This is a genomic window from Pseudomonas sp. TREG-RG-20F-10-E-6-01 (genome assembly GCF_022662455.1).
Classification (GTDB): Bacteria; Pseudomonadota; Gammaproteobacteria; order Pseudomonadales; family Pseudomonadaceae; genus Aquipseudomonas.
On the sequence record NZ_JAKNQP010000015.1, the window covers coordinates 48,701 to 67,430 of the forward strand.

17 protein-coding genes are annotated in these 18,730 nt (G+C 61.1%); 9 read left to right on the top strand and 8 right to left on the bottom strand.

Annotated features, from left to right (window positions below):
- Window positions 1–44 precede the first annotated feature (44 nt).
- Window positions 45–2,918 (bottom strand): GGDEF domain-containing phosphodiesterase, encoded by a 2,874-nt coding sequence (locus L8K08_RS26960; RefSeq protein ID WP_242201224.1) that lies wholly within the window; start codon window positions 2,916–2,918, stop codon window positions 45–47.
- 279 nt (window positions 2,919–3,197) lie between these two features.
- Between L8K08_RS26960 and uvrD the strand changes: the two genes are divergently transcribed.
- The 3 genes from uvrD (at window position 3,198) to L8K08_RS26975 (ending at window position 7,019) form a co-directional block, all read left to right on the top strand.
- Entirely contained in the window at window positions 3,198–5,381 is a 2,184-nt protein-coding gene (gene uvrD, locus L8K08_RS26965; protein ID WP_242201227.1) for a DNA helicase II, read from the top strand.
- A gap of 225 nt (window positions 5,382–5,606) precedes the next feature.
- Window positions 5,607–6,476 (top strand): Tim44 domain-containing protein, encoded by an 870-nt coding sequence (locus L8K08_RS26970; protein ID WP_242201229.1) that lies wholly within the window; start codon window positions 5,607–5,609, stop codon window positions 6,474–6,476.
- A 135-nt stretch (window positions 6,477–6,611) separates the two neighbouring features.
- Window positions 6,612–7,019: an SMI1/KNR4 family protein gene (locus tag L8K08_RS26975; RefSeq protein WP_017135771.1), complete on the top strand. Its 408-nt coding sequence runs from the start codon at window positions 6,612–6,614 to the stop codon at window positions 7,017–7,019.
- Window positions 7,020–7,181: 162 nt separating this feature from the next.
- Here L8K08_RS26975 and L8K08_RS26980 read toward each other — a convergent pair whose 3' ends face one another.
- Window positions 7,182–8,945 carry a cation:proton antiporter gene (locus tag L8K08_RS26980; RefSeq protein WP_145158302.1) on the bottom strand — a complete coding sequence of 588 codons (1,764 nt, stop codon included), beginning with the start codon at window positions 8,943–8,945 and terminating at the stop codon, window positions 7,182–7,184.
- 292 nt (window positions 8,946–9,237) lie between these two features.
- Between L8K08_RS26980 and L8K08_RS26985 the strand changes: the two genes are divergently transcribed.
- The gene (locus L8K08_RS26985) at window positions 9,238–9,723 is read left to right on the top strand and encodes an acyl-CoA thioesterase (RefSeq protein WP_076013223.1); all 486 of its coding nucleotides are present in this window, start codon (window positions 9,238–9,240) and stop codon (window positions 9,721–9,723) included.
- A gap of 69 nt (window positions 9,724–9,792) precedes the next feature.
- Here the strand turns inward: L8K08_RS26985 and pdxY are convergent, their stop codons facing one another.
- Entirely contained in the window at window positions 9,793–10,665 is an 873-nt protein-coding gene (gene pdxY, locus L8K08_RS26990) for a pyridoxal kinase PdxY (protein ID WP_106575928.1), read from the bottom strand.
- Window positions 10,666–10,782: 117 nt separating this feature from the next.
- On the opposite strand from pdxY, the gene L8K08_RS26995 reads away from it, so the two are divergent.
- Window positions 10,783–11,178, top strand: a complete 396-nt coding sequence (locus L8K08_RS26995) for a DUF3301 domain-containing protein (protein ID WP_145158305.1) — start codon at window positions 10,783–10,785, stop codon at window positions 11,176–11,178.
- Here the strand turns inward: L8K08_RS26995 and L8K08_RS27000 are convergent.
- From L8K08_RS27000 to dksA, 4 genes are read right to left on the bottom strand one after another with little or no spacing between them, the layout of a single operon-like run.
- Window positions 11,172–12,134 carry a CobW family GTP-binding protein gene (locus L8K08_RS27000; protein ID WP_242201231.1) on the bottom strand — a complete coding sequence of 321 codons (963 nt, stop codon included), beginning with the start codon at window positions 12,132–12,134 and terminating at the stop codon, window positions 11,172–11,174. The two genes, L8K08_RS26995 and L8K08_RS27000, sit on opposite strands and share 7 nt — an antisense overlap.
- A 44-nt stretch (window positions 12,135–12,178) precedes the next feature.
- Window positions 12,179–12,823, bottom strand: a complete 645-nt coding sequence (locus L8K08_RS27005) for a DUF1826 domain-containing protein (protein ID WP_242201234.1) — start codon at window positions 12,821–12,823, stop codon at window positions 12,179–12,181.
- Entirely contained in the window at window positions 12,823–14,028 is a 1,206-nt protein-coding gene (gene zigA, locus L8K08_RS27010; RefSeq protein ID WP_242201237.1) for a zinc metallochaperone GTPase ZigA, read from the bottom strand. Before zigA ends, L8K08_RS27005 begins: the two co-directional genes overlap by 1 nt.
- A 27-nt stretch (window positions 14,029–14,055) precedes the next feature.
- The gene (gene dksA, locus L8K08_RS27015) at window positions 14,056–14,460 is read right to left on the bottom strand and encodes an RNA polymerase-binding protein DksA (RefSeq protein ID WP_145158317.1); all 405 of its coding nucleotides are present in this window, start codon (window positions 14,458–14,460) and stop codon (window positions 14,056–14,058) included.
- A 126-nt stretch (window positions 14,461–14,586) separates the two neighbouring features.
- On the opposite strand from dksA, the gene L8K08_RS27020 reads away from it, so the two are divergent.
- A complete protein-coding gene (locus tag L8K08_RS27020; protein ID WP_242201239.1) occupies window positions 14,587–14,955 on the top strand; it encodes a glutamine synthetase in 369 nt (122 codons plus the stop codon).
- Here the strand turns inward: L8K08_RS27020 and L8K08_RS27025 are convergent.
- Complete coding sequence (locus tag L8K08_RS27025; RefSeq protein ID WP_242201241.1) at window positions 14,952–16,163, bottom strand: N-acetylmuramoyl-L-alanine amidase; 1,212 nt, start codon at window positions 16,161–16,163, stop codon at window positions 14,952–14,954. The genes L8K08_RS27020 and L8K08_RS27025 overlap by 4 nt on opposite strands.
- 128 nt (window positions 16,164–16,291) lie before the next feature.
- Between L8K08_RS27025 and folE2 the strand changes: the two genes are divergently transcribed.
- The 3 genes from folE2 to L8K08_RS27040 are packed head-to-tail and all read left to right on the top strand — an operon-like array spanning window position 16,292 to window position 18,719.
- Window positions 16,292–17,188, top strand: coding sequence for a GTP cyclohydrolase FolE2 (folE2, locus tag L8K08_RS27030; protein ID WP_242201244.1), 897 nt, complete (start codon window positions 16,292–16,294; stop codon window positions 17,186–17,188).
- The gene (locus L8K08_RS27035; protein ID WP_242201246.1) at window positions 17,185–17,853 is read left to right on the top strand and encodes an ATP-binding cassette domain-containing protein; all 669 of its coding nucleotides are present in this window, start codon (window positions 17,185–17,187) and stop codon (window positions 17,851–17,853) included. Before folE2 ends, L8K08_RS27035 begins: the two co-directional genes overlap by 4 nt.
- Window positions 17,853–18,719 (top strand): metal ABC transporter permease, encoded by an 867-nt coding sequence (locus L8K08_RS27040; RefSeq protein ID WP_242201248.1) that lies wholly within the window; start codon window positions 17,853–17,855, stop codon window positions 18,717–18,719. The genes L8K08_RS27035 and L8K08_RS27040 overlap by 1 nt, the downstream gene beginning before the upstream one ends.
- Window positions 18,720–18,730: the final 11 nt, after the last annotated feature.

An 18,730-nucleotide genomic window follows, 5' to 3' on the forward strand; every position in this document is an offset into this window, starting at 1 on the left:
CAGCGGGCAGCCGCCGTGTAGCCACACAGGCGGGCTGGCCGTCTTTAAGGAAAGTCTGCATTTTTGCGTAACAAATCTGCCAGCCCCTCGGCCTCCACCGGCCGACTGATCAGATAGCCCTGCACCTCGTCACAGCGCTCCCCTCGCAGGAAATCCAGCTGCTGCTGATCTTCCACGCCTTCGGCCACCACCTTGAGCGCCAGCCCATGGGCCATGGCGATGATTGCACGCGTAATCGCAGCGTCCTCACGGCCTTGGCCCAGGCCGCGAATGAACGTCTGATCGATCTTCACGTAATCCACGGGAATGCGCTTGAGGTAGCTGAGGGACGAGTAGCCGGTGCCAAAGTCGTCAATGGCCAGCTTCACGCCCAGGTCGCGCAGTTGCTGGAAGGTGGCAATGATGTGCTCGACGCTGTCGAGCAACTGGCTCTCGGTCAGCTCCAATTCGAGGTATTGCGGGTCAAGGCCGGTTTCTTCGAGCACCTGGCGCACCAGGCTGACCAACTTGCCCTGGCGCAACTGGTGCACGGAAAGGTTCACCGACACCCGAATCGGCGCCAACCCCTGGCGCTGCCATTCACACGCCTGCCAACAGGCTTGGCGTAGGACAAACTCGCCCAGCGGCACGATCAGGCCTGTTTCTTCGGCCAGGCCAATAAAATCCCCCGGCGGCACCATGCCCCACTGCGGATGCTCCCAGCGAATCAGCGCCTCGGCGGCGTTCAGCTTGCCCGTGGCCAGGCACAGTTTCGGCTGATAGAACACCGTGAGCTGGCGTTCGTCGATGGCCTTGCGCAAGTGGTTCTCCAGCTGCAAACGCTCAAGCGTGCTGGCTTGCAGGCTGTCGGTGTAGAACTGGAAGTTATTGCCGCCCAAGTGCTTGGCATGTTGCATGGCCATGTTCGACTGACTGACCAACGCGGAAATTTCCCGCGCATTGTCCGGCAGCAAGCTGACACCCATTGAGGCGCTGACCACCAACTCATGCCCGTCTACCGTCACCGGCACCCGCAGCTTTGCCAGCAGCCGCGTGGCCACTCGCGCCAGGCTCGACAGGTTGCCGTAGGCGTCGAACAGCACGGCGAACTCATCGCCGGACAGGCGCGCAATGGTGTCAGCCTCGGGCAACGCGTTGATCAGGCGACGCGCCATTTTCTGTAACAGCTGGTCGGCGACTTCATGGCCCAGGCTGTCGTTCAGCAACTTGAAGCGGTCCAGGTTGATATGCAGCAACGCCAGGCTACGCCCGCCCTGCCGCACACGCGCATGGGCTTCGCGCAGTCGCTCGCGGAACAGCGAACGGTTGGCCAGGCCCGTCAACTCGTCATAGTGCGTGAGGTAGCGCATGCGCTCCTCAGACTCACGCCGCGCCGACAGATCGGCGAAGAAGCCCACAATGTGGCTGACATTTCCGCGAACATCGCGCACCACGTTCAGTTGCAGCCATTGGGGATACAGTTCGCCATTCTTGCGTGTTTCGACCAGCTCGCCCTGCCAGGTACCGTGGCTGAGCAGAGCCTGGCGGATCACCGGAAAATGACGGCGGGCGTCGCGGCTGCTGGGCAGTTCCACGACGTTGCGGCCGAGCATGTCGTCGATTTCAAAGCCGGTGACACGGCTGAAAGCCTGGTTGACGGCGATCAGCGCATAGTTCGGGTCAAGAATCACGATGCCTTCGCTGGCCGCCTCGAACACGGTCGAGGCCAGCCGCTGCTGTTCTTCCAGGGCCTTGCCGGCGCTGATGTCGCGGCGGGTGCCGAGCATGCGCGTTACCCGCCCACTGGGCGAGCGCTCCACGGCGCGGCCGCGGTCTTCGATCCAGACCCAGTGACCGTCGCCGTGGCGCACGCGGTATTCAACCTGATAGTCCTCGGTACGGCCTTTGAGATGCTCCACCAGTGCGCGCTTGAGCAGCGGCAAGTCGTCGGGGTGCAGCCGCGGCTTGAGGTGGCTGAGCATTGCTGTGACGTATTCAGGTTCCAGGCCGAACAACTCTTTGAGCTGAGTGTGATGGACTTCGTCGGTTTGCAGGTTCCAGTCCCACAGCCCCAGTTCGCTGGCCTGCAGCGCCATGGCCAGGCGCGCTTCACTTTTATTCAGGGCCAGGCTGGCGGCGTCCAGTTCCTGGTTGCGTTGCGCCACGCGGTCTTGCAGACCGATCTGGGCCTCGCGCAGGTCCTGTTCGACCTGGCGGCGCTGCTCGACTTCGCGCACCAGCTCCTGATTCAACTGCTCGCTGCGCTGCTGCGCCTGCTGTAAATGCTCGATCAGCGCCTGGTTCTGAAAGCGTCGCAGCAGGCCACGCTGGATCAGGCGGTTGACCTGCCACGCCACCAGGCTCAGAGAACCCAGCAGGATCAGACCAAGCACGCCCCAACCTTGCTGCTGCGCCGTGCCGTTCCAAAACAGATAGAGGATGGCCGGTACCAGACACGGCACGGCAAAGGACAGGAATGCGGGCAGGCTCACCGCGTAAGCGACGCTGGCCGACAGCGTTGCCGCACCGATCAGGCCGAACACCCAGGCCTGCTGCATGAAGCTGTCCGCCGGCACCAGCGCAATGGCGGCGGTGGCTAACGTCAGGCCACTGACCGCCGAGCCGAGCATGAACATGCGCCGCCAGATCGGTTGGGCCTGGCGGCTGGGCATGGCCGAATCAAACGCGGCGACTTGGATCACGCGCAAGGCCACCAGGGCGAGCAGCCAGACCAGCCACACGCTGTCCAACAGATATTGCTTGGGGTTCCACAGCAACCAGGCGCAGACCAGGCCGTTCACCAACATCAATAAAGTCGGCAGCAATGAGCCCTGGTACAGCAGGCGAGTGCGTTCGACCGCCATCTCGGTTGCGTAACGTTTACGAATGATCTGCGCAGGCGCCGCCGAGGGGCCGAACAGGTCAGGACTGAGAGTCATAGGCAGTGTTCTTATAATGGTGAGCCCGAAACGTGCACGGAGCATACACAAGCAAACGCTTGGGCCAAACTGCTCCAAGTCATAAAAACCGCGCGATAATCCGCCGCAAAACTCGGAGCCAGACAGCTTGAGCGAGGTGCTGCGCGGGCTGTGGCCTATGACCGACCGGTCATCAGCCCCGCCAGAATGTTTGTCCGGCTCCAAACACGCCCGACGTTTTCGAGTGACCACCCGGCATTGGGATTTGCCCCACTCCCGCGGGCACCCTAGAATGCGCCGATGCGCGATGATCTCTCCCTTTTGCTGAACTCCCTCAACGATGCCCAACGCCAGGCCGTAGCAGCCCCCGTTGGCCGTCAGTTGGTCCTGGCCGGTGCTGGCTCCGGTAAAACCCGAGTGCTGGTGCACCGTATCGCCTGGTTGATCCAGGTTGAAAACGCGTCCCCGCATTCCATCCTGTCGGTGACCTTCACCAACAAGGCGGCTGCCGAGATGCGCCACCGCATCGAGCAGTTGATGGGTATCAGCCCGGCCGGCATGTGGGTGGGCACCTTCCACGGCCTGGCGCACCGCTTGTTGCGGGCGCATTGGCAGGAAGCGGGGCTGAGCCAGACCTTCCAGATCCTCGACAGCGATGACCAGCAACGCCTGGTCAAGCGCGTGATCCGCGAGCTGGGCCTGGACGAACAGCGCTGGCCCGCGCGTCAGGCGCAATGGTTTATCAACGGCCAGAAAGACGAAGGCCTGCGCCCGCAACATATCCAGGCCAGTGGCGATTTGTTCCTGGCCACCATGCGCAGCATTTATGAAGCCTACGAGGCCGCCTGCGTGCGTGCCGGCGTGATCGACTTCTCCGAGCTGCTGCTGCGCGCCCTCGACCTGTGGCGCGACAACCCAGGCTTGCTGGCGCATTACCAGAAGCGCTTCCGGCATATCTTGGTGGACGAGTTCCAGGACACCAACGCCGTGCAGTACGCCTGGTTGCGCTTGCTGGCCAAAGGCGGCGACAGCCTGATGGTGGTGGGCGATGACGACCAGTCGATCTACGGCTGGCGTGGCGCGAAAATCGAGAACATCTACCAGTATTCCGACGACTTTCCGGACGCGATCACTATCCGTCTGGAGCAGAATTACCGCTCCACCGCCGGCATCCTCAAGGCTGCCAACGCACTGATCGCCAATAACACCGGGCGCATGGGCAAAGAGCTGTGGACCGACGGCGGCGAAGGCGAAGCGATCAACCTGTACGCCGCGTTCAACGAGCACGATGAAGCGCGTTATGTGGTGGAAACCATCGAAAGCGCGCTGAAAACCGGGCTGGCGCGTAACGATATCGCCATCTTGTACCGCTCCAACGCCCAATCGCGGGTATTGGAAGAAGCCCTGCTGCGCGAACGTATTCCGTACCGCATCTATGGCGGCCAACGCTTCTTCGAGCGTGCGGAAATCAAGAACGCCATGGCGTACCTGCGCTTGCTGGAAGGCCGTGGCAACGATGCGGCGCTGGAGCGGGTGATCAATGTTCCGGCGCGTGGCATCGGCGAGAAAACCGTCGAGGCCATCCGCGACCACGCACGCCACGCCGATGTGTCGATGTGGGAAGCCATGCGCTTGCTGATCGCCAATAAAGGCCTGACCGGCCGCGCTGCCGGTGCCTTGGGTGTGTTCGTCGAGCTGATCGAGAACCTGGCCGCCAAATGCGCGGAAATGCCGCTGCATTTGATGACCCAGACCGTGATTGAGCAATCGGGCCTGATCGCCTATCACGAAGCGGAAAAAGGCGAGAAGGGCCAGGCGCGGGTAGAAAACCTTGAAGAACTGGTCAGCGCCGCCCGCGCGTTCGAAAACACCGATGACGATGAAGAGCTGACGCCGCTTGCCGCCTTCCTCGGGCATGCGTCGCTGGAAGCCGGTGATACCCAGGCCGATGAGCATGAAGACAGCATCCAGCTGATGACCTTGCACAGTGCCAAGGGCCTGGAGTTCCCGTATGTGTTCCTGGTGGGCATGGAAGAAGGCCTGTTCCCGCACAAGATGAGCCTGGAAGAGCCCGGCCGCCTTGAGGAAGAGCGCCGCCTGGCTTACGTGGGCATCACCCGTGCCATGCAGAACCTGGTGATGACCTACGCCGAAACCCGACGCCTGTACGGCAGCGAGACCTACAACAAGGTGTCGCGCTTCGTGCGTGAAGTGCCGAAGGGACTGATCCAGGAAGTGCGCCTGTCCAACAGCGTCAGCCGCCCGTTCGGCGGCGGCCAGCAGCAAAATTCCAGCACCCTGTTTGCCGGCTCCGAGATTCCGGAAACCCAGTTCAGCCTTGGTCAGCAGGTCAGGCATTCGGTGTTCGGCGAAGGCGTGATCCTCAACTTCGAAGGCGCGGGTGCCCAGGCGCGGGTGCAGGTGAATTTCGCCGAAGGCAGCAAGTGGCTGATGATGGGTTACGCCAAGCTCGAAGCGATCTGAAACACTGCATGCTCACTGTCAGGCGCCCGGCTAGCCGGGCGCCTGCAATGTGAAGAATCGTGCCCCTCCCTTGTTTTTCGCCCGCTCGGGCCAATATCTGTAACTAGTCCTACAGACCCTTCGGAATTGGTCTTACGTAAAAGCCCGAAACATTATGCCGCTAGCCACTGTCACGACACCTGTGCAACATGGCGCGCGTGCAATCCACAAATGGGAATTCCCTTTATGAAACGTTTTCTTAGCATCGCCATGGCGTTGTGCATCGGCCTGACGATGAGCCTCGACGCCAACGCCAAGCGCTTCGGTGGCGGCAAAAGCATGGGCTCGGCACCGACTCACCAGACCAGCCAAATGGCTCCTTCCGCCGGTGCCGGCGGTGCTGCGGCAACTGCAGGTGCAGCCGGTGCCGCTGGCGCGGCTGCCAAGGCCGGCGGTGCTTCGCGCTGGTTAGGCCCTCTGGCCGGTATCGCCGCCGGTGGCCTGCTTGCGTCCATGTTCATGGGCGGCGGCTTCCAGGGCATGCAGATCTTCGACATCCTGATCATGGCGGTCATCGCCTTCCTGATCTTCCGCTTCATCGCCGCCCGTCGCCGCAAGCAGCAGGAGCACATGGCTCCAGCCGGCGCGCCGATGCAGCGTGAAGTATTCGAGCAAAAACCAGCCATGGGTTCGATCTTTGGTGGTTCGGGTGCACCTGCTGCCGCCCGTCCGGTAATCAATGCACCGGCCTGGTTCAACGAAGAGCGTTTCGTCGAAGCGGCCCGCAGCCACTTCCAGTCCCTGCAACAGCACTGGGACGCCAACGAAATGGACAAGATCTCCGAGTTCGTGACCCCACAACTGCTTGAATTCCTCAAGCGCGAACGTGCCGACCTGGGCGACGGTTTCCAGTCGACCTACATCGACGACCTGCGCGTACAACTGGAAGGTGTGGATGATCGCGCCGACAAGACCATCGCCACCCTGACCTTCAGCGGCGTGTCGAAGACCTCGCGTTTCGACCAGGGCGAAGTGTTCAGCGAAAGCTGGAACATGGAACGCGCCCAGGGCGACAACCAGCCTTGGCTGGTCGCCGGTATCCGCCAGAACGGCTGATAACCGCACGCTTGAGCACTTGGTAATAAAAACCCCGGACATGTTCCGGGGTTTTCTATTTCGCGGTTGCACTTATAGCGAGCTACTGTATAAAACGCCCTATTAACCGCGCCAACTAGCAAGAGGATCCCGGCCGTGGAAGAAATCATCGAACAATTGCGTGAAGCCAACGAACCGGTCCCGGTTCCTCTGGAACTGCCTGACGAAGACCAAATTGTGGAAATCGAAGAACAACTGTTCATCGACATCCCGTTTGTCTTCCGCGAATTCCTGCTCACCGTTAGCGACGTGGTGTATGGCAGCCTGGAGCCGGTGACGGTTACCGACCCGCAGTCCCACACCTACCTGCCGGACGTTGCCGCCAACGCCTGGGATGCCGGTGTTGACCGCAGCATGATCCCGATCTGCCAGGACGGTGACGACTACTACTGCGTCGAAGAAGACGGCACCGTGGTGCTGTGGTCCGGCGAAGAAGAACTGGTTACCGAAGAAACCTGGGAATCGGTGTGGCACTGGGCGCGGGACGTCTGGCTGGAAAGCTGATTCCGCAAAGCTTCTGTGGCAAGGGCGCTTGCTCGCGCTGGGCTGCGAAGCGGCCCCAACCAGGGCGACGCGTTCTTTCAGATGTTGCAATGTGGCGGTTTTAGGGCTGCTGCGCAGCCCAACGCGAGCAAGCTCGCTCGCCACAAGAATGCGCCGCTCGGCTTAGTGCTCCGGCGTGTCTTTGTGGTTATCCAGGGTCTCCAGCAAGGCAACCTGCATCCGAGTATGCACGCGGATGAACCACCGCCAGAGCACCGCCGCCACCGCTGCTGCCACAACGGCGATCAGCACCAGCAACTTGTTGGTTGGCAAAATACTGGCCGACAAGGCTGCCAGCAGCAGGAAAATCACCAGCAGCGACAGGATGGGGATCAGTTCGGCGATCACTCGTCGTACGCGCTGGGTATGCCTTCCGGCCATTTCCGGCTTGACGCTCATCTCTGCCAGCAACATCGACAGCGCCTTGAGCTTGCGATACGCCGCAATCAAAAACGGCAGCGACAACAGCAACGCCCCGCCCCAGATCAATGCCTTCTGCCAGCTTGGGTCACTGATCCAGCCCTCCAGATACCCGCCGATGCGCGCCGCAAAAAAGCTGCCGGCAAAAAAGATCGCCACCACCAGCGCCAGGTTTACTCCCACTTGCAGGATGATCTTGCGAATCATCGACGCCAGCATTGCGCCCTCGCCCTGAGGCTGGATGCTGCGCAACCATTCGCCATACATACCGAACACCCGGCTCATGCGCTTGGGCATCACTGCCGCAATCTTCAACGACAACGGGTCGGCACCGCGAATCAGGTACGGCGTGAGCAGCGTGGTGATCGCCGACACCGCCACGGCCACCGGGTAGAGGAAGTCGCTGGTCACCTGCAAGGTCATCCCCAATGCGGCGATGATGAAGGAAAACTCTCCAATCTGTGACAGCCCCATGCCTACGCGCAGTGAGGTGCGGCCGTCGTTGCCAGCGATAAACGCCCCCAGGCCACAAGACAACATTTTGCCCAGCACCACCGCCACGGTGATGACCGCGATGGGCCAGGCGTATTGCAGCAGGATCTGTGGGTCGATCATCAAGCCAATCGCGACAAAGAAGATCGCGCTGAACATGTCGCGAACCGGCTCGATCAGGCGTTCGATCTTAATCAACTGACGGGACTCGGCCATGATCGCGCCGATCAGGAATGCCCCCAGCACCATGCTGTATTCGAGCTTCACCACCAGCAGGCAGAAGCCGAAACACAGGCCGAGCACAGTGATCAGCAGCATCTCGTTACTGTCGAACTTGGCCACATAGGCCAGCAGGCGCGGCACCAGCAGAATGCCGATCACCAGTGCGACGATCATGAACAGCGAGAGTTTGCCGACGGTGGAAAACACCTCGCCGGAGCTGACCGTGCCGCTGACGGCGATGCTCGACAGCAAGGCGATGATGCCGATACCGAGGATGTCTTCTACGATCAGCACGCCGAAAATCAGCTGGGCAAAGCGCTGGTTTTTCATCTTCAGGTCGTTGAGCGCCTTGACGATGATGGTGGTTGAGGAGATCGCCAGGATCGCGCCGAGGAACAGCGAGTCCATGGTGTTCCAATCGAACCAGCGGCCGATTTCGTAGCCGATCCAGATCATCAGGATGATCTCGAGGAATGCGGCGATAAACGCCGTGGCGCCGACCTTGAACAGTTTGCGCAGGCTGAACTCCAGGCCCAGGCAAAACATCAGGAAGATCACCCCCAGCTCGGCGAGGGTCTTGATGGTGTCTTCATCGTGGATCAGGCCGAACGGTGGCGTGTGAGGGCCGATGATGAACCCGGCGACGATATACCCCAACACCACCGGTTGCTTGAGGCGGTGAAACAGGATGGTGACAACCCCTGCCACCAGCATGATCACGGCCAAGTCCTGGATAAAGCTGATGGCGTGCATGGCGAGGGGCTCCTTGAAGGTACTGGCGCTTTTCCCACTTCCACCGGCGCCTATGAACGGTCGCAATAAGCGGAAGGAAAAGTCGGCCTTAATCGTAAGAAATGCCCTGAGACGGGCTTTTGAAGGTTAACACCGCGACTTCCGGCAGAAAGCCGGTGCAATATATGGAAACAGATCGGTGCAGGCGTGACGGCAAGACGCCCACCGGCGTCCCGTTAGGGATGGCGCTGCAAAGATTTCAGCACCCGCAGAGGTGCCACCCCAACCGATGCCTACAACCCGTGAGTGTGCTATGGAACCCGGAAACGCCCAGCTGTCGATGACGGTACTGATGACCCCTGACATGGCCAACTTCTCAGGCAATGTTCACGGCGGCACCCTGCTCAAGTACCTCGACGAAGTGGCCTACGCCTGTGCGAGCCGTTATGCCGGTCGCTATGTAGTGACCTTGTCGGTGGACCAGGTGATTTTTCGCGAACCGATCCATGTCGGTGAGCTGGTGACCTTCCTCGCCTCGGTCAACTACACCGGCAATACGTCGATGGAAGTGGGCATCAAGGTGGTGACCGAGAACATCCGCGAGCGCTCGGTGCGCCATACCAATAGCTGCTTCTTCACCATGGTGGCCGTGGACGACCAGCGCAAACCCGCCGCCGTGCCGCCACTGCAGCCGCACAACAGCGAAGACAAGCGCCGGTTCGTGCAGGCGCAGCAGCGCCGGCAGATTCGCCAGGAGCTGGAAAAGCGCTATCAGGAAATCAAGGCTGACGGGCCGTAAGACCCGAGCTGCAAACCAGATCAAAATGTGGGAGCGGGCTTGCCCGCTCCCACATTGGGTGTTGTGGGGTTACAGACCGATCGGTGTGGCTTCGAAGCGCACGCGAGGATGGGCGATGCGGTCCTGGGCGCGGACCAGTTCCAGCTCGTAGCTGGCGCAAGCCTGAGTTTCCAGCAGCACTTCATGCACCGCGGCGGCGGTGAATTCGAAGGCTGCCAGCAGGCTGTCACCCAGCAGCACCCGCGCCAGGAACAGCCCCGACGTCAGGTCGCCCACGCCCACCGGCTGACGCGGGAACGCCAGCAGTGGCCGACGCAAGTGCCAGCTGCCATCGGCAGTCACCAACAGCATCTCAAAACCGTCCGGCAGCTTGCCCGGATAATCCAGGTGCTTGACCAGCACGGCCTTGGGCCCGCGCGCCAGCAGCGCCTTGGCCATGCCCAGGCAATCGAACAGCGATTGCGGCTTGCGCCCGGCAAAGCTGTCCAGCTCCAGTTGGTTGGGGCAAAGGAAATCCGCCATCGCTGCCGCTTCGTCCAACAGGAAATCGCTGACTTCCTGGGGCACGATGCAACCCTTTTCCGGGTGGCCCATCACCGGGTCGCACAAGTACAAGGCCTTGGGGTTGATGGCCTTGATGCGCGCCACGCCGGTCAAAATCGCACGGCCTTGGGCTGCGCTGCCGAGGTAGCCGGACAGCACTGCATCGCAGTTACCCAACTCGCCAATTGCGGCAATCCCTTCCACCAGCGCCGGAATCTGCTGCGGCGCCAACACTTCGCCGGCCCACTGACCATATTGAGTGTGATTGGAGAACTGCACCGTGTTGAGCGGCCAGACATTCACCCCGACCCGCTGCATGGGGAACACGGCGGCGCTGTTTCCCGCGTGGCCAAAAACCACATGAGACTGGATCGCAAGCAGATGAGGTGTGCGTTTCATGCGGGAGATTTCCGTAAAGCCATTGAAATTCTGGCCGCGCAGTATGCGACTAAACACGGCCTGTACGACAGACCAGAGACACAGTTAAGCTGCTCTCACTTTGTTGGAGTTCATCGCATGCTGACCCTGGGAAACATCTTTGTGTTGATGCTGCTGGCGACCGGCGCCGCCTGGGTCTGGCATAACCACGGCCTGCGCGAGCGGGCGCTGGAGCGGGTCAAGCAGCATTGCGCCAAGCTCGATATCGAGCTGCTCGATGGCGCGGTGGCGTTGAAACGCATCGGTTTTGTGAGGGACGCCAAGGGTCGGCGACGTCTGGCGCGCATCTACAATTTTGAGTTTACCGTGACCGGCGAAGCACGCCATCCCGGGACGATCACTCAGTTTGGTGCTCACAGCGCGCAGATCGAACTGGCGCCCTACCCGTTCGAGATCAAAACGCCGTTGCCCAGCGCTGAAGTGATCGAGCTGAGCCAATGGCGCCAGGACCACGCCAGCAAGAACCGTCACTGACGGCAGGCGGCCACGGCGTCCTGCAATGCAGCCACGTCCTGTGGCTGACTGAAGATCAATTCAATACGTGAGTCACGGCGCCATTCACTCGGTTGCCAGAGGAGTGCGCCGTTATCCACAGCGTTGGCGCTGAGCCAACCTTCAGGGCTGTGGATAACCAGTTTGGCGCGGCGCCACACCAGACTTGTCAGCCAGCGGTGCAGGCGCACGGTGTCGAATTGCTGACTAGGGTGCCAGCGCCAGCCGATGCTCCAGCCGCCTTCTTGAGCCTGGCTGAGGCAGATTGGCAGCGTCGGATCGGTCCAGAGGGCCGGCATCTGCGCTAAGCCTTTGGGCACTTCGACGTTATCCACAGCAGTGCGGCCTTGCGCGCTCAAGCCGGGCAACAGGTCAAGCGGCACGTGCGCCTGGCGCGTCCAGTAAAGCGGGCAGTCGGGTAATTGCTGTTCAATGGCCTGGCGCTGTGCGGCATTCAGCGCCTCATCCTTGTTCAACACCAACAGCCCGGCACTGGCCAGCGTCTCGCGTTGCGCATCAGGCAAGGGTTTACCCGCCGCCAGCGCCTGGGCATCCAGCACCAGTACGCACGGCTGAACCGCCAGCACATCCTGCCACGGCGCCTGCCGCAGTTGCTTGAGCAACTGCGCAGGGTGGCCCAGGCCCGAGGGTTCGATAAACAGCCGATCCGGCTTGGCCTTACGCAGCAGGCGGCCCAGGCCTACCTGGAACGGTGCACCATTCACACAACACAGGCAGCCGCCTGCCACCTCGCCCAAAGCAATGCCGTCGTCATCCTGAGTGAGCAAGGCAGCGTCCAGACCGATCTGCCCGAACTCGTTGATCAACACGGCCCAGCGCTCGTTGGCCGGGCGTTGGGCCAGCAGGTGTTTGATCAGGCTGGTCTTGCCGGCGCCCAACGGCCCGGCAATTACGTGGGTGGGAATGTTCTGCAGCATCAGTGGCATCATTCAGACCGTGTAGAGAGCTTGATCCTACCCGGTTATGCGAGCCAATCCAGCGTCAGGATCAACCGTCGTTCATCAGCCTTGAGTGCAGGCGAGCGATGAATCAAGCCGTGAGCTTCGTTGCCATGCCATTGGGTGCCCTTGAGCATGGCGACTTCGCCACAGAGGATCTGCTCGATGCGCTCGGTGGGTTGCGCGTCCGACTGGGCCAGCTTACGGCGGTCCATCCCACCTTCGCGCAACCACTGGCTGCCAATGCCGGCGTAGGTGGTGATCAGTCGCACCGGCACGTGGTCAACGTGAAAACGCGGGCACATGGCCTTGTCCAGCAGCCGCAAGCGCACGCCAATGCGTTTGGCGCCCAGCAAACAGGCGAACGCGCTGACCAACCAGGACACATCGGCAATAAAGCCTTCGTAGCCTTCAAGATCACGGCAACTGGACGCCAAACCCTGCAAGTTCGGTACAGCGTCTTCGTTGTTGAGCTCAATTACCCTGGAATCGGCCAGCGGCTCATTGAGCGCCACCAGCAGGGCACCGAATTCGGCGATATGCAGCGGCAGTTGACGCTGCCAAACCGCCAGGTTCACCCCGTCTTCCAAAATGTCAGCCAGCGCCAGCGGGGTTTCACCACGCGTTTGGCGGATCACGGGGCGCAACGGGATAACCGGGGCCAGCATCAGGCGACCTGCTCGAGCCAGGGGCCAAAGGGGTCAGCCAGCAGGCGCCAACCTTCAACGCCAACGGCCATTTCTTCATCGGTGAGCAAGCAGGCGTCCAGTTCGGTACGCATCTGGTTGAAGTCGATGTTTTGCCCGATGAACACCAATTCCTGGCGGCAATCACCGGTACTCAGCTGCCAGTTGGCCATGATCGCCGCCACGCTTTCTTGATCCTGCGGCCATTGGCTTTTCGGCACAAAACGCCACCAACGCCCGGCAAAACCATGGCGCATCAGCCCGCCAGCCTGGGACCAACTGCCGGCATCCTGATGCTTGCTGGCCAGCCAGAAAAAGCCCTTGGAGCGCAGCAGTTTGCCGTTCACCCACGGGCGGTCGATAAAGTCGAAAAAACGCTGAGGATGAAACGGTCGGCGCGCGCGATAAGCCGTGGAGGCGATGCCGTATTCTTCGGTTTCCGGCACATGTTCACCGCGCAGTTCCTGTAACCAACCCGGCGCCTGGGCGGCGCGCTCGAAGTCGAAGCGGCCGGTGTTGAGGATTTTGTTCAGCGGCACTTCGCCCATGACCATCGGGATAATTTCGGCCTGAGCGTTGAGGCGTTCGAGAATCGCCATCAGTTCCTCGCGCTCACGGCTGCTGATCAGGTCGATCTTGCTGATCAGGATTACGTCAGCAAATTCGATCTGCTCAATCAGCAGGTCAGTGATTGAGCGTTCGTCCTCCTCTCCCAGGGTTTCACCGCGTGAGGCCAGGCTTTCGGCGGCCTGGTAGTCGAGCAGGAAGTTCATGCCGTCGACCACGGTGACCATAGTGTCCAGGCGCGCGATATCGGCCAGGCTTTGCTCGTTTTCGTCGCGGAAGGTGAAGGTCTCGGCCACGGGTAACGGCTCGGAAATGCCGGTGGATTCGATCAACAGGTAATCGAACCGACCGTCCTTGGCGAGTTTTCCGACTTCTTCCAGCAAGTCTTCACGCAAGGTGCAGCAGATGCAGCCGTTGCTCATCTCTACCAGTTTTTCTTCGGAGCGGTTGAGGGTGACGTCGCGCTGCACCTCGCTGCCGTCGATGTTGATTTCGCTCATGTCGTTGACGATCACCGCCACCCGCAAATTGTCGCGATTGCGCAGGACGTAGTTGAGCAGCGTGCTTTTGCCGGCGCCGAGAAAGCCGGACAACACGGTAACGGGGAGACGATTGGGCATCAGGTGTTCCTCATCAGGGTTGGCCGGTCAAATCGCCCGTTGATGGCGTTCGCGCAGCTCTTCACGTTCTTTGGCTTCGATACTCAGGGTCGCTGTGGGCCGCAGCAGCAGGCGTTTCAGGCCAATGGGGTCGCCGGTTTCACGGCACCAGCCGTATTCGCCACGGGCCAGCAGTTCAAGCGCGTCGTCGATCTTGTCCAGCAGCTTTTTTTCGCGCTCCAGCAGGCGCAGTTGCCATTGGCGCTGTTCTTCGGCGCTGCCCACATCGGCGGGGTCGCTGTTGGTTTCCTGCTCGCGCAGCACCAGGAACTCGGCTTCGATGCGCGCTTGCAGTTCAAAACGCTGGCCCAGCAGCAGCTCGCGGAAGAAGCCTTGCTGGGCTTCATTCATGTAATCGTTGGGCGATTGGGCAAGGAGGTCTTGTTCAGTCATGGAAAGCAGTTCACGGGTCAGGCTGTGTTTTTATGTTATAGTATAACAACACAAATAAGCCAATCTCCTTGCTCGTCACGGCGAAGGGCGCAATGCTTGAGCCCGTTCCAGCCCCCGAGAAACCTTATGAAATATCTGCTGTGCGCCCTGTTATTGGCAGTGGCAGGACCTGCCTGCGCACAAACGCCGAGCCTGGCGGCTAACTGCGTGCGCAGCGCCAACCTGCTGGCTTGCGTGGATCCGCTGGGGAATGCCTACAGCGTGGCGGCTGCCGGCAGCACCACGTATTTGCGCGGTTTCGAGGTGATCGGCAAACGCTACTGGGCACAGACCAACAGCCGCTATGGGCAGCTGACGTTCTTTACCGGGTTGGCGTCCGATGGTGAGGCGTGGGTCGGCTACACGCGCCGCGTGGGCTGGACCACCATCAACCGGTTTTCCAGCTCAGGCGGCACCCGTGCGAAGTTCACGTGCAGCCGTATTACCGGCTGCTAGACTTGGCCGTTCTTCTGCTCCTGAACCCACGCCATGTAGCTGTTCATCGGCGGGTTCTTCTCGAAGTACTTTTTCAAGCCTTCGAAAAGCCCATCCGCCACCGCCTGTTGATGGCGCGCAGTGACCAGCCGCTGAGCGTCCTGGGTGTTGGAAATGAACCCGGTCTCGACCAGGATCGACGGCACATCCGGTGACTTGAGCACCGCAAACCCTGCCTGCTCCACGCGCTTCTGGTGCAGCGTGGTGATGTTTTGCAGGCTGCCCAACACCGAGCTGCCCAGCTGCAGGCTGGAGGCGATGGTGGCGTTCATCGACATGTCGAGAATCACCCCGGCCAGCATCGGGTCCTTGTCCTTGAGATTGAGCAAGGTGGTGGCACCCAGCAAGTCCGCACCATTTTCACGCTGCGCCATGAAGCGCGCCGTGGCGGAGGTTGCGCCGCCTTCAGACAACGCATACACCGACGCCCCGGAGGCCGTGAGCCGTGGCGCGGCGTCGGCGTGCACCGAGATAAACATATCCGCCTTGTGCTGACGGGCGATGTCCACGCGCTTGCGCAGCGGTACGAAGAAGTCATCGTTGCGCACCAGTTTCACGTCAAAGCCTTTTTCACGCTTCAAGCGTTTGGCCAGCAATTGGGCGATGGACAACACCACGTCCTTTTCGCGCTGGCCCTTGGAACCGATTGCGCCTGGGTCTTTGCCACCGTGGCCGGGATCGACCACTACGATGATGTCGCGCTTGGGATGCGCCTTGTCCACCGGCGCCACCAGAGGCTGCGGCTGCGCGGCGATCTGGCGCGGCGCTTGGGTGGCGCTGCTCAGGTCGAGTACCAGGCGATGACCTTGGCCATCCTGCGGCGGCAACAAGAAGCTGTTGACCTGCATCGGTGCGGCCAGGTCCAGCACGATGCGCGTATCACCTTTGCCAAAATGCCCGGAGCGGATCGAAGTGATTCCGCTGTTCTTCAAGGCCAACTGCGAGAAATCGCCGCTGAGCCCGGCGCCGCTCAGGTCGATGATCAAGCGCTCCGGTGAGGTCAGGGAAAAGGTCTTGTATTGCACCGGGCCGCTGAGGTCGAACACCAGCCGCAGTTTGTCGTCGGAGCGCCACAGGCGCGCATTGCGAATCTGCGTGGCAAAAGCCCCCAATGGAAAGGAGAACAGAGGGCTGACCAGCAGCAGGTTGAGGAGCTGGCGTCTGTGCATGATATATACCGCGAATAGAGGAGCGTCCCTGCTCGACATGACTGAAGAAAGGCTGGAGCAGAAAAATCATCGTCGACTCAATAGTTATAATATAACATGTCTTTTTATTTCCAACGATGGACCTGCTCATGAATGCGCTGACTCTGCCGGATATCGCCGCGCAGGCTTCACGCCAAACCTTGCCGCTCGACTGGGTAGGCATGTGCGGCATCGCCTTACCCATTCTCATCGACGGCCAACGCCTGACTGCCACCGCCGATGCAGGCGTTAGCCTGGACGACGGCGAGGCCCGCGGCATTCATATGTCGCGCCTGTACCTGGCCCTGGAAATGCTCGACCAGCAGCTTCTTACGCCTGCACTTCTGCGTAATGTACTGCAGCGCTTTCTTGAGAGTCATGAAGGATTATCTAAGAACGCCTACCTACGAATTCACACGGATTTGCTGCTCAAACGCCCCGCATTGGTCAGCCCATTGGCTGGCTGGAAAGGCTACCCCGTGTGCATCGAGGCACGTCTGGAAAACCAGATGTTCCACGTGGAACTAAAAATTGACGTTACCTATTCCTCAACCTGCCCCTGCTCCGCTGCGCTCGCCAGGCAATTGATTCAGCAGCAATTTCTTGAAGATTTTGCCAACACGCCGCTGCAACACGAAGACGTACTGACCTGGCTCGGCAGCGCCCACGGCATCGTCGCCACGCCCCACAGCCAACGCAGCAGCGCACAACTCTCCATTGAGCTGGACGCCAATCAGTCCACCTTGCCGCTCACCGACCTGATCGATGACGTCGAAGCCGCGCTCGGTACCGCCGTGCAAACCGCGGTGAAACGTGCGGACGAACAAGCCTTCGCCCTGGCCAACGGGCAGAACCTGATGTTCTGTGAAGACGCCGCACGCCGTCTCAACCTCGCCTTGAAACGCTCGGATGCCGTCAAAGCCTTCCACCTGAAAGTGATCCACGCCGAAAGCCTGCACGCGCACGATGCCGTGGCTGAAAGCCGCTGGACGAGAGACTCTGCATGATCACCTGTAACGCTTTGCGCTGGGGTGCACCTGGGCAACCGCTCACCCCGGCACTGGATTTGACCCTGGAAAAAGGCAGCCTCACCGGCATCATCGGCGCCAACGGCACCGGTAAAAGCAGCCTGCTCAAAGTGATCGCCGGTTTGCAAAAACCGCTGGCGGGCAAGGTCAGCGTGGAGGTTCCGCGCCGGGGTGGCCTGTCGTTTCTGCCGCAGCAGCAGCACTTGGATCGCCAGTTCCCCATCAGCCTGCAAGAGCTGGTCGCCGCCGGCTTCTGGGGCACACAACTCACGCCAGCCCAACGCAACGAACGTCTGCAGGCGGTGCTGGAGGACTGGTGCCTCAGTGGGCTGGAACATCGCCCGCTGATGGCCTTGTCCGGCGGCGAACTGCAACGCGCCCTGCTTGCCCGTATGAGCCTGGCCGAAACGCCCGTGTTGTTACTCGACGAACCCCACGCCGCCCTCGATGAAGACGGACAGGCGCTGTGCTGGAAACACATTCACGCCTGGCACGACCAAGGCCGCACGATCATCGTCGTCTGTCACGACCTGGCCTCGGTGCGCCACCACACCCAGCACGTGGTGCAGATCAAAAGCACCGGCTGCGTGTTCGGCCCCAGCAAAGAGCTGATCCGCCCCCAACCCCAAATGCAGGTGGCCTGATGCACTTTGCCGCCCACCTGTGGATGCCCTTTTTCGACTTCGTGTTCATGCGCCGCGCACTCATCGGCGGGCTTGTACTCGCCTGCAGCACCGCGCCGCTGGGTGTGTTTCTGATCCTGCGGCGCATGAGCCTGATCGGCGACGCGGTGGCTCACGGCATCCTGCCCGGCGCCGCGCTGGGCTTCTGGTTTGCCGGGCTCAGCCTGCCCGCGCTGACCATCGGCGGCCTCGGTGCCGGCCTGAGCATGGCCGGTTTATCCGCGTGGATCACCCGCCGCACCGGCCTGCGTGAAGACGCCAGCCTTGCCGCCATCTACCCGATCTCCCTCGCCGCCGGCGTGCTGATTCTCGGCATCGCGGGCAAGCGTCTGGACTTGCTGCACCTGCTGTTCGGCTCCGCGTTGGCCGTGGATGAAACCACCCTCACCGGCATGCTCTGGGTCTCCGGTTTCAGCCTGACCGCCATGGCGCTGATCTACAAACCGTTGCTGCTCGACACCCTGGACCCACTGTTCCTGCAAACCGTCAGCCGCCTCGGCCCACTCGCTCATGGGTTATTTCTGACCTTGGTGGTGCTGAACCTGGTGATCGGTTTCCAGGCCATCGGCGCGTTGATGGTGGTGGGTTTGATGATGTTGCCGGCGATTGCTTCACGCTTCTGGAGCCGGCGCCTGCCGGTGTTGATTGCAGTATCGGCGGTGCTGGGATGCCTGTCGGTGTGGTTCGGTTTGTTGCTGTCGTTCTACTACTCACTGCCCAGCGGCCCGGCCATCGTGCTGGTGGCGGGCGGCGGGTATTTGCTGTCCGTGGTCTTCGGTCCGGTGCACGGCTTGCTGCGCCGCCCGCCCTCTCTTACATCCCAATGAGGTGTTTCCCG